This is a genomic window from Rhodococcus sp. ARC_M12 (assembly GCF_022810385.1).
Classification (GTDB): Bacteria; Actinomycetota; Actinomycetes; order Mycobacteriales; family Mycobacteriaceae; genus Rhodococcoides; species Rhodococcoides navarretei.
On sequence record NZ_JALGQI010000014.1, the window covers coordinates 73,275 to 86,238 of the forward strand.

12 protein-coding genes are annotated in these 12,964 nt (G+C 63.3%); 8 read left to right on the forward strand and 4 right to left on the reverse strand.

Translation table 11 applies throughout. From position 1 onward, the window contains the following. Window positions 1-21 precede the first annotated feature (21 nt). Together uvrA and MTX35_RS17970 are read left to right on the forward strand one after the other, a co-directional pair. Window positions 22-2,442 (forward strand): excinuclease ABC subunit UvrA, encoded by a 2,421-nt coding sequence (gene uvrA, locus MTX35_RS17965; RefSeq protein WP_243596375.1) that lies wholly within the window; start codon window positions 22-24, stop codon window positions 2,440-2,442. An 89-nt stretch (window positions 2,443-2,531) separates the two neighbouring features. Next, window positions 2,532-3,695 (forward strand): epoxide hydrolase family protein, encoded by a 1,164-nt coding sequence (locus MTX35_RS17970; RefSeq protein WP_243596278.1) that lies wholly within the window; start codon window positions 2,532-2,534, stop codon window positions 3,693-3,695. 56 nt (window positions 3,696-3,751) lie between these two features. On the opposite strand, the gene MTX35_RS17975 is transcribed toward MTX35_RS17970, so the two are convergent. Next, window positions 3,752-5,065 (reverse strand): lipase family protein, encoded by a 1,314-nt coding sequence (locus MTX35_RS17975; protein WP_243596279.1) that lies wholly within the window; start codon window positions 5,063-5,065, stop codon window positions 3,752-3,754. Next, window positions 5,062-5,625, reverse strand: coding sequence for a TetR/AcrR family transcriptional regulator (locus MTX35_RS17980; protein ID WP_243596280.1), 564 nt, complete (start codon window positions 5,623-5,625; stop codon window positions 5,062-5,064). Before MTX35_RS17980 ends, MTX35_RS17975 begins: the two co-directional genes overlap by 4 nt. Before the next feature lie 77 nt (window positions 5,626-5,702). Here MTX35_RS17980 and MTX35_RS17985 point away from each other — a divergent pair, with 77 nt between their 5' ends. Genes MTX35_RS17985 through MTX35_RS26060 form a run of 4 tightly spaced genes read left to right on the forward strand, consistent with a single transcriptional unit; the run spans window position 5,703 to window position 9,198 of the window. After that, a complete protein-coding gene (locus tag MTX35_RS17985) occupies window positions 5,703-6,500 on the forward strand; it encodes an SDR family oxidoreductase (RefSeq protein ID WP_243596281.1) in 798 nt (265 codons plus the stop codon). A gap of 41 nt (window positions 6,501-6,541) precedes the next feature. Then, window positions 6,542-7,492 carry an alpha/beta hydrolase gene (locus MTX35_RS17990; RefSeq protein ID WP_243596282.1) on the forward strand — a complete coding sequence of 317 codons (951 nt, stop codon included), beginning with the start codon at window positions 6,542-6,544 and terminating at the stop codon, window positions 7,490-7,492. Window positions 7,493-7,535: 43 nt separating this feature from the next. Then, window positions 7,536-8,081 carry a hypothetical protein gene (locus MTX35_RS17995; RefSeq protein ID WP_243596283.1) on the forward strand — a complete coding sequence of 182 codons (546 nt, stop codon included), beginning with the start codon at window positions 7,536-7,538 and terminating at the stop codon, window positions 8,079-8,081. Beyond that, window positions 8,074-9,198 carry a sensor domain-containing diguanylate cyclase gene (locus tag MTX35_RS26060; protein WP_243596284.1) on the forward strand — a complete coding sequence of 375 codons (1,125 nt, stop codon included), beginning with the start codon at window positions 8,074-8,076 and terminating at the stop codon, window positions 9,196-9,198. Before MTX35_RS17995 ends, MTX35_RS26060 begins: the two co-directional genes overlap by 8 nt. Window positions 9,199-9,592: 394 nt before the next feature. Here the strand turns inward: MTX35_RS26060 and MTX35_RS18005 are convergent, their stop codons facing one another. Next, window positions 9,593-10,903, reverse strand: coding sequence for a DUF1214 domain-containing protein (locus MTX35_RS18005; protein ID WP_243596285.1), 1,311 nt, complete (start codon window positions 10,901-10,903; stop codon window positions 9,593-9,595). 159 nt (window positions 10,904-11,062) lie between these two features. Here MTX35_RS18005 and MTX35_RS18010 point away from each other — a divergent pair, with 159 nt between their 5' ends. After that, complete coding sequence (locus MTX35_RS18010; RefSeq protein WP_243596286.1) at window positions 11,063-11,392, forward strand: DUF202 domain-containing protein; 330 nt, start codon at window positions 11,063-11,065, stop codon at window positions 11,390-11,392. A 2-nt stretch (window positions 11,393-11,394) separates the two neighbouring features. Then, window positions 11,395-11,772 (forward strand): DUF202 domain-containing protein, encoded by a 378-nt coding sequence (locus MTX35_RS18015; protein WP_243596376.1) that lies wholly within the window; start codon window positions 11,395-11,397, stop codon window positions 11,770-11,772. Window positions 11,773-11,834: 62 nt separating this feature from the next. On the opposite strand, the gene MTX35_RS18020 is transcribed toward MTX35_RS18015, so the two are convergent. Beyond that, on the reverse strand, window positions 11,835-12,881 hold the full coding sequence (locus MTX35_RS18020) for an ABC transporter substrate-binding protein (RefSeq protein WP_243596287.1): 1,047 nt from the start codon (window positions 12,879-12,881) through the stop codon (window positions 11,835-11,837). Between the last annotated feature and the right edge of the window lie 83 nt (window positions 12,882-12,964).

A 12,964-nucleotide genomic window follows, 5' to 3' on the forward strand; every position in this document is an offset into this window, starting at 1 on the left:
GCTCGGTCGGTGACGGACGCAATGTGGGATGGGTATGTCCGTGTGCGCGGCGCGACCGAGCACAACCTGGCCGCTGTCGATGTCGACATACCCCGCAATGCCTTCGTCGCGTTCACAGGGGTGTCGGGGTCCGGGAAGTCGTCACTGGCTTTCAGCACGTTGTATGCCGAAGCGCAGCGACGCTACTTCGAGTCTGTTGCCCCCTACGCGCGTCGACTGCTTCAGCAGGTGGGCGCACCCCACGTCGCCTCCATCACCGGCCTTCCTCCAGCCGTTGCACTGCAGCAACGCCGGGGTTCGCCCAGTTCACGCTCCAGCGTCGGCACCATCACCACCATGTCCAACCTGCTCCGCATGCTCTACTCCCGGGCGGGTACCTATCCCGACGGTGCGTCGCTGCTGTCGGCGGAAGCGTTCTCACCCAATACCGTCGCCGGTGCCTGCCCGCGATGCGGCGGGTTGGGTGAGTTCCACGATGTGACAACGGAACTGCTCGTTCCCGACCCGTCGTTGAGCATTCGTGAGGGCGCGATCGCGGCGTGGCCGGGTGCCTGGCAGGGTGCAAACCTGCGCAGCATCGTCAGCGGCATGGGTATCGACATCGACGTGCCGTGGCGCACGCTGAAGAAGAAGGACCGAGAGTGGCTTCTCTTCACCGACGAGCACCCCAAGGTGTGGATCGACCCGGAAGAGGGACGTGTCGACCACAGTTACGAAGGTAAGTTCTGGAGCGCCCGCAGCCATGTCATGCATGTTCTGGCCGACTCGAACAGCGAGCGTATGCGGGACCGCGCTCTCCAATTCACCGAGACCGTCCGCTGCCCGATGTGCTCCGGCAGCGGACTGCGCGCCGACGCGCTGGCCGTCACCATCGCCGGCCGGTCGATCTCTGAGATCAATGCGCTCTCGCTGACAGAACTTGCCGCAGTTCTGCGCCCGGTAGCCGAACAGTCGGGGGAGGCCGCGGAGGTGGCAGTACGCATCACCGCCGACCTGCTGGCCAGAATCGACGTGTTGCTCGAGTTGGGCTTGGGATACTTGGCGCTCGGGCGTAGCTCGACGACGCTGTCGCCCGGCGAGACGCAGCGGTTGCGGATCGCCACTCAGCTTCGTTCCGGTCTTTTCGGGGTGGTCTACGTGTTGGACGAACCTTCCGCGGGACTGCATCCGGCGGATGCCGAGCCACTGCTCGACGTCCTGGACCAGCTGAAGGCGTCGGGAAACTCCTTGTTCGTCGTCGAACACGACATGGACGTGGTCCGGCGCGCCGATTGGGTGGTCGATATCGGACCCGCGGCCGGCGAGGGCGGCGGCAGAGTCGTCTACAGCGGCCCCGTCGCCGGCTTGGAGGAGATCGAGGAGTCGGTCACCGGCAGGCACCTTTTCGGGCGAGCGGAATCCGTGCAGCGTGAGGCGCGCCCCACCCAGGGCTGGCTCACGCTGGCCGGCGTCACCCGGCACAATCTGCAGGACTTGACGGCGGAATTCCCGCACGCGGTGCTGACCGCAGTGACGGGTGTGTCGGGCTCCGGTAAGTCGACACTCGTCAGCCAGGTCCTGTTCGAAGTGGCGCGTCACCGACTCGAGACCGCGGCAGACGAGGACGAAGACGCGCAGATCGAAGTCGACGTGGCCGAGGTGTCCGGAATCGAGACGTTCACCCGTCTGGTCCGGGTGGATCAACGCCCCATCGGTCGAACCCCCCGATCGACACTGGCCACCTACGTCGGAATGTTCGACATCGTCCGCAAATTGTTTGCCGCCACCGATGAGGCGAAGGCCCGCGGATGGGCACCTGGACGGTTCTCCTTCAACGTCGCCGACGGACGATGCCCCACATGCCAGGGCGACGGTTTTGTCGAGGTGGAGCTGCTGTTCCTTCCCGGCACCTATGGCCCTTGCCCCAATTGTCATGGTGACCGGTACAACCCGGAAACTCTCGAAATAATGTGGCGTGACAAGACGATTGCGCAAGTGCTGCACATGTCGGTGGACGAGGCTGCGATGTTCTTCGCCGATATCACGGGAGCATCCCGCAGTCTGGAGACCTTGCGCGACATCGGGCTCGGCTACCTTCGACTCGGTCAACCCGCCACCGAGCTGAGCGGCGGAGAAGCGCAGCGCATCAAGATTGCCGCCGAATTGCAGCGCACGCGGCGCGGCACTGCCCTCTACTTACTGGACGAACCGACCGCAGGGCTGCATCCCTCCGACGTCGCACTGCTCATGCGTCAATTGCACCTGCTCGTCGACGCGGGCAACACCGTGGTGATGGTGGAACACGACTTGGACGCCATAGCGTCCGCAGACTGGGTCATCGATCTCGGCCCCGGCGGCGGCGACAACGGGGGCACCGTCGTTGCCACCGGGACGCCCGCCGAAGTCGCGGCGTCCCCGGACAGCATCACGGGACCATACCTGGCCCGACGGCTCCAATCCTGAACTGTCGCTTCGTCTTGTCGTGCTCGAGCTTTCAGCCTGACGGTCGATTCCGGACCGTAGCTGTCCGCGATAGGTCTCATGATGACGTCATGACAATCACTGAAGCTCCCATCCCGTTCGTTGTCGACGTCCCGCAGCCGGAGCTCGACGACTTGGCCCGGCGCGTTCGGGACGCACGTCTGCCCGAACCCCTCGGTGCCGATGACTGGAGCACCGGAGTCCCGATCTCCGTTCTGCGGTCGATGGCGACCAGCTGGGTCGACGACTTCAGCTGGCGAGAGGTGGAGAAGCAGCTCGCGTCGTTTCCTCAGTACGTGGTGGAGATCGACGGGCAGCGCATCCACTACCTGCACGTGCGGTCGTCGCGAGCCGACTCCACTCCTGTTCTGCTGTGTCACGGGTGGCCGGGTTCGTACCTGGAGTTCCTCGATCTCATTCCGCTGCTGACCGAGCCGGACGATGTCGATCTTCAGGCCTTCGACGTGATCGTGCCGTCTGTCCCCGGATTCGCCTTCTCCACGCCGCTGTCGGGCGACGGGTGGAGTATTGACCGCGTGGCTCAGGCTTTCGTCGAATTGATGAGCTGCCTCGGGTACGGCTCGTACGTCGTGCAGGGCGGCGACTACGGTGCCGGAGTGGCACCGGCGATGGGTCGTCTCGATCCGGAGCATTGCGACGCCATTCATGTCAACGGGTCCATCGGAGCACCCTTCCAAGAACCCGACGAGGAGGAGCAGAAGCGTTGCACCGAAACCGAATTGGACCGCTACCGGCGTGTGGGCGAGTTCATGAAGTCGGAGTTCGGGTACATCTCCATCCAGTCGACTCGTCCGCAACTGATCGGTGCTGCTCTGACCGACAGTCCCATCGGTCAGTTGTCATGGATGCTGGACAAATTCCGCGCGTGGACCTACCCGTTCGACGAGGAACCGGATGGTGCCCTCGGCCGTAGCCGGATTCTCGCCCACGTCACCCTGTATTGGTTGACGCGGAGCGCCGGTAGCGCCGCTCACACCGTCTACGCGGCCGATGGAGGGGCCTGGGGCGATCCGCAGGCGAAGCCGTCGCAACCGGTCGGTGCCATCATGTTCGCGCACGACATCGGCATCAGGCACCTTGCGGAACAAGAGTTCGACATCGTGCACTGGACCGAGGTTCCGGATCACGGTGGGCACTTTGCGGCGATGGAGGAGCCGGAGCGCCTTGCCGCGGATCTGCGCTTGTTTCTGTCCGCCTTACCGTCGGGTCGCTGACCGGTGTCTTTGACCGGCTCGCGTAAGGCGCTTTCGGATTTCGATGTGGTTGTGCATCAACCGATCCGGCCGGCGAATGCGCGTCCGGTGGAAACAGCGAGACCGAGCAATCCGCGCAACCCTGGCAACGATCCGGCCAGTGACCACACAGTGTTCGTCGACGATTCGTCGGTCGGCTTGCCCGCGAAGCGGTCCGCGAGCCAATTCAGAGTGACGGGGGCTGCGATCGGGTGCAGCGACAGGTGCTCGCTGAGGCGATCGCGGATGTACGTGACGTTCGCTCCGGCAGCGCGATACCGGCGTACTTGCCCGTCCACGTCGTCGACGTCGATCATCGGATCATGCACCGCCTGCACCACCAGAAGTGGAAAGTCGGGTGCCGACTTGCCGGGCTGGATATCTTGGAAGATCTGCACCATCTCGGGTGTCGCCAGGAGGTCTGCCATCGGGATATCGAGGTGCCGCTCCAGATCGTGCATCACCATCGACATGACGGCGTGGACTGTCGTCTTTCGGTGGAGGGATGAGAGTGTGTCGAGCCCCGCAGCGGCGACGTGTTCGCGAACGAGGCGGTCGAGCACGGGGTAGGTACGTCGCAGGCCCTCCACCACCATCGCGGGCAGCGCCGCGAAGATCGTGCCGTTGAGGCGGGAGAATGCAGACCCGGGATCGCCGACGGGCGATCCGAGTGCAGCGCCGACGATGTCGAGTTCAGGGGCGTAGTCGGCCGCAGCCTCGGCGGCCCATGACGTCGCCAATCCGCCACCCGAGTATCCCCACAGAGCGACAGGGGTGGTGTCGGTGAGGTCGAGCGGCTCGAAAGACAGTGCCGCGCGGACGCCGTCGAGGGCGCAGTAACCGGGCTCGATGGGTGCTCCCCACTGCCCGTCCATGCCCTCGTGATCGGGGAGGGACAGAACCCATCCGCGGCGCAGGGCATACAGGATGATCATGAACTCGAACTGCGGTACGGAGCCGACGGCTCGAGCGCCCGCCCGCAGGACGTAAGACGGGAAGCATCGATCCGACACGGCGTCGATCGCGCACTGGTAGGACAGCAGAGCGCGTTGCGGTCGCTGTCGGTCCCCGACCGGAAGCACCACCGTCGTGACCGCGACACGCGCTGCCCCGTCGAGGCTGGTGGTCCGGTACAGAAGTTGCCAGGCCGACACCTTCTGACGAATGACGCCGAACAACGCGAGGGTCACCTCGCGGGACCGCAACACGGTCCCCGGCTCCGCGCGCTCGAAACCGGCCGGTGCCCGATAGAACGGGTCCATACTCGGAATCGCGATGATCGATTCCGAGTCGGCATGGTCGGCCGTTGCTCGCGGACGAGCGGTCGACGCAGAATCGGGTTCGATACTCATGGTTGATCACTTCCTGGTGCGGGTGCGATGGTGTCGACGAGTTGGTCGATGACTGCTCGGGAGGCTTCAGGTGACGCCGTGTGAGTCAGCAATCCCTCGACGACGAACGTACCGATGCGGAGCATGGCATCGGCCGCCTCACCGGACAGGCCTGCAGCGTCGATATCGGCGGCGAACAGCGACTCCGCGAAGGCATGAAATCCGTTGTGCCATTGATTGATGGCTTCGGACTCGGTCACCCGATCGTGCACGGTGGAGACCAGCGGGCCTACTTTTCTCAGCCGCTCCACCAGCCAGAACAGTCGGTCGGCCAGCGGCAGGTCGACGATGTCGAGATAGTCCGTGGCATCGTCGGCGGCGATGGCCGTCAGGACAGCGACCAGGATGTCGTCCTTGTCGCCGAAGTACCAGTACAGCGTGTTCGCGGTGACACCCGCTGCTTTCGCGAGACGGCTGATCGAGGTGCGATCGAAGCCGTCGGACACGAACATCTCGCGGGCGGCGGTCACGATGTTCTCGCGCTTGCTCTCCCGGTCGTGAAGTCCGCGATTCCTGGGCATACGACCAACCATATCTTGAATGGTCTTCAAGACCCTGCTACCGTCCTTGAATACCGTTCAAGAGTGGAGGCTCGTCGATGTCGAAGACCGGAAGAACCGCGCTGATCACCGGAGCGTCAGCGGGTATAGGCGCGGCTTTTGCTCGACACCTCGCGGCCGAGGGGCACAACCTCGTTCTCGTCGCGCGGCGCGAGGACCGACTCACCGCACTGGCGGACGAGCTGTCGTCCCAGCACGGTGTGCGATGCGATGTCGTGCCTGCGGACCTCGCCGATCGCTCTGCGCCCCGGGCCATCTTCGAGAAAACGACATCCCTCGGTGTCGACGTCGATATCCTCGTCAACAACGCGGGCATGTCGGGGAACTCCACGTTCGCAGATGCGCCGTTCGACGCACACGCCGCGGAGATACAGGTGATGATCACTGCCGTCACCGAACTCGCTCATCTCACGGTGCCCGGCATGAAAGAACGCGGATACGGCCGAATCGTGAATCTGTCGTCGTTGGCGGCGCTGCTGCCACCTGGCGCAAGTCTGCTGTACACCGGAATCAAGTCCTATGTGCTCGACATGTCGCAAGCACTAGACATGGAGTTGCGGCCGCACGGCATCCACGTGACTGCGCTCTGTCCCGGTTTCACCCACAGTGAGTTCCACGACGTCATGGGAACTCGAGATGCAGCGACCTCCAAGCTGCCCGCTCTTCTGTGGCAGAGCCCTGAGGACGTCGTCCGAGAAGGATGGCGGGCAGTGAACAACGGCACGCCGGTATGCGTACCCGGGATGGTCAACAAAGTGACAGCCGCTGCAGCGAAGCCGATTCCGACTCGCATCGGGTACTACCTCGGTAAAACCCTCAACCCTTTCAAGCTGTGAGATCCGATCACCACCCTGCCGCAGAACAGAGAGACACACGCATGACCACCGACGAACACGCCGGCTTCACCCGTGCCGAAACATCGTTCATGTCGGACGGAGTTCGTTGCGCGGCTACGGTCTTCCGTCCTGACACTTCTGCCGCCAGGGACTTGCCGGCAATCGTGATGGCGCACGGATTCGGCTCTCCCCGGGCGATGCGCCTCTACGCGTACGCCGAGCGTTTCGTTGCGGCCGGCTACGTGGTCTGCGTCTTCGACTATCGGTACTTCGGGGACAGCGACGGCGAACCCCGCCAACTGTTGGACGTGGATTCGCAGCTTGCCGATTGGCGAAGCGCAGTCGACTTCGCTCGCTCGCTCGACGGCGTCGACGAGAGCCGAATCGTCGGATGGGGTACGTCCTTCGCCGGCGGCCACGTACTCACGCTGGCGGGCAACGGCGTTCGGTTCGCGGCGATCATCGCCCAGGTGCCCCACATCGACGGCATCGCCGCCGTTCGCGCGACCGGGTTCAGGCAGGCGTTGCGGCTGGCACCGGCCGCCATCAGCGACAGCGTCAGCGCAGTCCTCGGACGATCGCCGCACTACGTCGACAGTGTCGGGCTTCCTGGCACGCGAGCAGTGATGGTCTCACCCGACGCGATGACAGGGCGTGACCGCTTGGTTCTCGAGTCGGGCCTGACCGACGGCGACTACCCGGAGACCGTGGCGGCGCGGATATTGCTGAAGATCTGGCGGTATTCCCCAGGCCGCACGATGTCCGCGATCGACTGCCCCACACTGGTGCAGATCGCGTCCGACGATTCCGTGACCCCGGCTGCCGTCGCACAGCGCGCCGCGGCAAAGGTTCGCAAGGCCACGGTACGGACCTACGACGGTGGCCATTTCGATCCGTACGTCGAGCCACTGTTCTCCTCGGTGATACGAGATCAACTGACGTTTCTGGCCGACAACGTGCCCCTGCAACTCCGGGCCGTCCCCTCCGCCTGACCGAACGGTTCGGTGCACCCCACAGTTCTCGGATTGGATCTCCATGGCCGACGGTACGAACAACTCCGAACTGTGGCTGTTGCGAACATATTTCGATGATGACGACGATATCGCGTGGGCCACCCTGGCGGAGCAGGCTCACCGCGCGCGATCGTCGGTGCACGGTGCCGCGCTGGTCGTTTGCTCGGACCGGACACAGTGTCATCAGCGTATTCGTCGGGTTCTCACGCGACTGGCCACGCGGGCCGAGGCGAACGACGGTTTGTACGTTGCCATTGCAGACAAGCAGACGTTCGTCCGCCACGATCGACTACTGCTCACCATCGACTGTTCGTCGGTTCCACGAAACGCCGAACGAGTTCCCGCAGTTCGTATGGCCCCGCCCAGCGCCTTTCGGTTGGGTATCGACAGCCGATCACCGAATACCGGGCCTTCGATCGACCCGGCTCGTCGACCGTTGGCGGAAGTCGCACCTGCACAGACCGATTCGTCTCAGGTTGCTTCCGATTTCACGGCAAGCGTCGGCGGCGCGATCCGAGCCAGTCTGCGGTGGCGAACGGAGATGACGCGAGACGGTTCCTGTGGCTAGGCACCGGGAATCACCGGTAAAGATTGCGTCGCACCACATTCCGGCGGGCGCTCGGACGCACGACGAATCTCCGGACCCGCTGCTGCGAATAGGCGTCGTCGTTCAGACATTGCTGTTCGGGCTCGTCGGCATCGGCACCACCTTCACCCAGGACGGGCCCACCGACGGCCTCGGCACCGTACTGACCTACGCCGTGTGCATCAGCACGATTCCCGTTGCATGGATCATGAGCAAAGCCGATTACCGGATGGACTTGTGGTCCCGCCGCGCACCGGTCAACAACTGGTTCGTCGTGTATTGCGAACTCGGTGTCACCGTTGTGACCGCAACCTACGCTGACCCACTTGCAGCGCTTCAAGGAGCGATGCTGCTCGCGCTGGTCGGTGCGTACGCTGCCCATTTCGCCCGACCGAATGTGATCTGGCTTCACGTCGTGTGGAGCACCGTCTTCGTGCTCGTACTCGGAGCCCTGGCATTGGCAAGTGCCCCGACCGACGCCGTATCGATCGTCCTCCGAATGTTGGTGGCCGTCATCGTGATCAACGGCGCTGTCACACTGCTGTCGGCGTACTCGCGGGCGGTGTTGAGGTCTTCTCGGGTACACCTGTCCGATGCGATGACGGATCCGTTGACCGGAGTGCTGAACCGGCGGGGCCTCGAGGCCAAAGCAATCGATACGAGCGACGGCGCTGTCCACCCCGCAGTCCTGCTGATCGACATCGACCACTTCAAATCAGTCAACGACCAACACGGCCATTCCGCAGGTGATGTGGCACTGAGACTGACGGCGATGCGCCTGACCATGTCTGCCGGTCGGCACGCAATCGTCGCGAGATTGGGCGGCGACGAATTCGTCGTCCTCGTTTCGGATCCGACACCGACCCTGGGCGAGTTCGCAGACAGATTACGTCGTGCTGTCCACAACGTCGACGACGACATCGCGATCACGGTCAGCATCGGCGGTTCGTTGCCGCAAGTGCACCACAGCTCTCCCCGAGAGATATTCGACCGGACACTGGCCGCTGCGGATGCGGCCCTCTTCACTGCAAAACGCAACGGCCGCAACCGTATTGCTCTGGCTCGCCCACACATCGTGGAGAGTCCGGCTCGAGAGTAGTTGGGAGATTACGATGGTAGAGCTCGGCCAAGCGCAAGGGTGATCTGTCTGTGTTGATTCGTAAGTCGCCATTCACGCTCGTCGTCTCGCACCGAAGTGTGTGAAGCTCGGTGTCACAACGCTGACACAGTCGCTACATGGGGTCCATCTGGACAGCGTCGACGCGCTCGGAGCCGATAGCCCCGCCACACCAGGAGACGCCGACCGGTCGTGGAACGAGTGCACCCTCACACTCGAATACATGGGATATCGCAGCTCCACGTCGGATAGTTGGTATCGATTCAACTTTTCGGTTCCTCGGCTCGCTGCCTGCAAGGCGCGGTAGCAGAACCAACTTGAATGCGCAGGGCCGCTCGAGATTCAACGGTCAGGTTCCTCACCCAGTACGATTCGATCACCGCAGTCGTACCACCGGCGGGGGAGACCAGCAGGAATTCGGTGTCGGTCCGTACAGCCTGAGCATCAGCCGGAAGTCGCCGGGTGGGCAGGGCAGCCAGTTGGCCGCGGTTCCGGTTGTCGGGCAGCCATTTCGGACCAGTACGGTGAGGGACCCGTCCTCGTTGTGTTTCAAGTCCGGTGTGCGGTCGGTGATGGCGTACCTGTCGAGCTCGTTCGCGTAGAGAAGTCCCTGCGCGTGGTAGACGGTCATCGACCAGAAATAGTCTGCGGGCGGAAAGTGGCCGACCCGAAAAGTGATGGCGTAGTTGTTCGAGCCGGTGAGCTGCAGGCCCTCGTCGTCTTGTTCGCACACAGGATAGAGCGCCTCAGCCGCAGGGTTGATGTAGATCTGGGACCATGCGACGGTGGCTCGTAGAAGATGATCTGCTCCGAAGTCTGCCCCTGCATCGTTGATCGCCCAGCCGTTGACGATTCGGCCCATCGATTTCACCTGCGCAGCAATCGCTTCGAGGCCTTCCCCTAGGCCGTCTGCGATGTCCCGCTCGGCGTCACGACGCTCGACGGGGTCGTCGAGTGCATCGACGAGACGGCGGTGCGCGTGCCTGACCCAGGTCGGTACGTCCGAGTCGGCAAGGTTGCCGGTGGCGTGATCGAGGGCGGCGAGAAAGTCGAGAGGCCGCCGCAGTTCGTCGGAACGGGCGACGGCGCTCAGGGCGAGATCTGCACGCGCAGTCGGCGGTGTAGGTGGGCCGGTCAGAACGATCTGGTTCTGTAAATCGTTGACCGCGTTCATATCTGCGCCCTGGGAGGGATCGACGAGAATCCGGATGGCGATCATCACGAATCTCGACCGACACGCGATCCGTCCGTCCGCAACTTCGGCCGGTGCGGGTGTCTGTCGGAACAACGTGATCGGAGGGATGCGAGACCCGTGCGTCCTCTGTCCGACAACCGTATTGGTGGACGAGTCCGCCTCACCGATCTGCACGCTGTAGCAACGGTCTCCGAAGTCCGGTAGCCGTAGCTCGAAGGTGCCGGAGTCCAGGTCGACGAACGCCAACGAGTACAACGTGTCGACATTCGGGGCGACACCGGCCGTCAGCGTGGGATTCGACAGTTCACGTTGGTGGCCCAGGCAATTGAGTGGGGCACCGGCGGACGTGGAAGGTCGCTGCGCGTGGGGACTCGACGGATCGGTGAACCGCAACCGGAGGCGTTGGGCAAAAATCACGGGGAATCCCCAGACCTGGAGTGCGCTCGCGGCGTCGCGCAGATCGCGACGTTCCGACTCGATTTCGATCGGCATATGGCTCCCTTGAGGTGAACTGAATTCACCTCCACTGTAGTATCGAACACGTATCGTCGGTCGCGATACGCGAAAGCTTGGACACGGCGATACTGCGACTGCAGTGGAGTTCGAGAGGTCGATGTGAAAGACAGCGGGCGTCGCAGGTTTCCCCGGTCGGTGTATTCCGTTGGTGTCGAGCCCGATCCACGCTTCAGTCTTGCTAACGAGCGAACCTATCTCGCGTGGATCCGGACGTCGCTGGCGTTGATGGCAGCCGGGGTGGCTCTGCAGGTCTTCGACATCGGCGGTGGGTCCACACCGAGTGTGGTGGCTTCGGTGATGCTGATCTTGTCGTCGATCGGTGTTCCGCTACATGCATGGTGGGGTTGGGCGCGGACCGAGAAGTCCATGCGCAATTCAGAGGCCCTTCCGTCTCCCCGTATCGCCCTGCCTCTGGCGGCGGTTCTCGCAACGGTCGGCGTTCTGGTGCTGTGGTCCGTCCTGTGATGATGTGGCGAGCCCGTCATGAGCGCCCCTCCGGGCGGCCTGGGGGCGCACTCGGGGATGGAGGTCTGCAGGTCGAGAGAACCGAGCTGGCCTGGGCACGAACCGAATCGGCGGTCGCGGTCTGTGCAGTGATCGGTTTCCGCCTGAGCGCGCACACTCGCCAGCCCGCGTTGGTAGCGCTGGCTGTGCTGGTCAGCTTCGGCGCAGCGGCTTTGCTGGTCTCGGGGTGGATCGCGCGGATGAGGTCCGCACGTACTGCCGGTGGAAAAAGTAGTGCACCGCCGACATTTCCGTTGCGTGCTCATGCCATTGCAGTACTGATTCCGGCCCTCGGACTCATTTCCCTGACCTTCGTCATCTGGTCCGTCACGTCACGTTGATGTGAAAAATGCGCAAGCCGTGACGGTGCGATCCCGTCACGGCCTGCGCTCGGTTCTGCTTGCTACCTCACGAACTGCTGTTCCCACTCCGCGGACTGCTGATCTACGTATTGCTTGGTCAATTGCTCGGGGTCAGGAGCCTCGATGTCATGTGCGTCGGCGGTCGCCCCGGCAATGTTCGGCAGTGCTGTCGCCACTCCGATGGCTTGCGCGGTCTGTCCCTCGGTACTGACCAGGAAGTCGGTCAGAAGCTGAGCCGCATTCGGATGTGGCGCGACCGACGTGACATGCCCGTAGTAGGGGGTACCCCACGATGGCTCGGGGAGAGCCCAGTTCACCGGCGCACCGGCCGCCACTTCTTGAACCAAAGGCTGCACCATCGGTGCCACGACAACCTCGCCCGACGTCAATGCCTGTGCGAGTACGAGGGCGCTGGGATAGATTCTCGGTTCTTGTGCGGCAAGGCGTTCCTGAAAATCGTCGCCGAAATTCTGGCGGTAGAAGCTGTACAGATCGACGTACGATGCGATGCCGACAGGGCTGACGACTCCGACTCGTCCCTTGTACCCGGGGTCGAGAACATCTCGGGGATCGGTCAGGCCGTTCGGGGCCGCATCGGTGTTCCAGCCCATTCCGAAGGTAGCCGCGACGTTCAGGAAAAGGCGGTTGTTCTTGATGCTGGAGTCCCGGTCGTAATCGGGGTTGTCGAAACCAGGGCCGCGTAACTCTTGGGAGTAACTCCCGGACTCCGCAGCGGAGGCGATCCACGCGGTATCGGTCACGACATGGACGTCGGCAATCCCCTTCTTGGTCTTGTTCTCGACCTCTACGCGTGGGTTGAGATCCGCGTCGGTACCCCGCACGTATTCGAGAGCGATGTTGGGGTACTTCGCATTCCACGCGGCTTTTATGCTGTCGAGGATGGTGGTGTTCTGGCTCGAATAGAGCGTCACCGAGCCTTCTTCCTCGGCGGCCGACACTACGTCTTCCCAGTTTCCCTCCACCGATGCAGTGTCGCCGCCCGACGAGCCGCACGCGCTGAGCGCGACGGTCGATGTGGCCACGAGTATCGCGATGATCATGTGTTTCGTCCGGACCGGATGTCGCATGTATTGTCCTCCTGTTTGAACTGACCTCAGTTCAGCAACTATGCTGCGTGATGTCAATCACTTTCCAGTGACCATCCACGGCG

Excerpts from the sequence above, each read along its gene's own strand:
- uvrA (WP_243596375.1), top strand. The coding sequence starts at position 22 with ATGTGGGATGGGTATGTCCGTGTGCGCGGCGCGACCGAGCACAACCTG.
- MTX35_RS17970 (WP_243596278.1), top strand. The coding sequence starts at position 2,532 with ATGACAATCACTGAAGCTCCCATCCCGTTCGTTGTCGACGTCCCGCAG.
- MTX35_RS17975 (WP_243596279.1), bottom strand. The coding sequence starts at position 5,065 with ATGAGTATCGAACCCGATTCTGCGTCGACCGCTCGTCCGCGAGCAACG.
- MTX35_RS17980 (WP_243596280.1), bottom strand. The coding sequence starts at position 5,625 with ATGCCCAGGAATCGCGGACTTCACGACCGGGAGAGCAAGCGCGAGAAC.
- MTX35_RS17985 (WP_243596281.1), top strand. The coding sequence starts at position 5,703 with ATGTCGAAGACCGGAAGAACCGCGCTGATCACCGGAGCGTCAGCGGGT.
- MTX35_RS17990 (WP_243596282.1), top strand. The coding sequence starts at position 6,542 with ATGACCACCGACGAACACGCCGGCTTCACCCGTGCCGAAACATCGTTC.
- MTX35_RS17995 (WP_243596283.1), top strand. The coding sequence starts at position 7,536 with ATGGCCGACGGTACGAACAACTCCGAACTGTGGCTGTTGCGAACATAT.
- MTX35_RS18005 (WP_243596285.1), bottom strand. The coding sequence starts at position 10,903 with ATGCCGATCGAAATCGAGTCGGAACGTCGCGATCTGCGCGACGCCGCG.
- MTX35_RS18015 (WP_243596376.1), top strand. The coding sequence starts at position 11,395 with ATGTGGCGAGCCCGTCATGAGCGCCCCTCCGGGCGGCCTGGGGGCGCA.
- MTX35_RS18020 (WP_243596287.1), bottom strand. The coding sequence starts at position 12,881 with ATGCGACATCCGGTCCGGACGAAACACATGATCATCGCGATACTCGTG.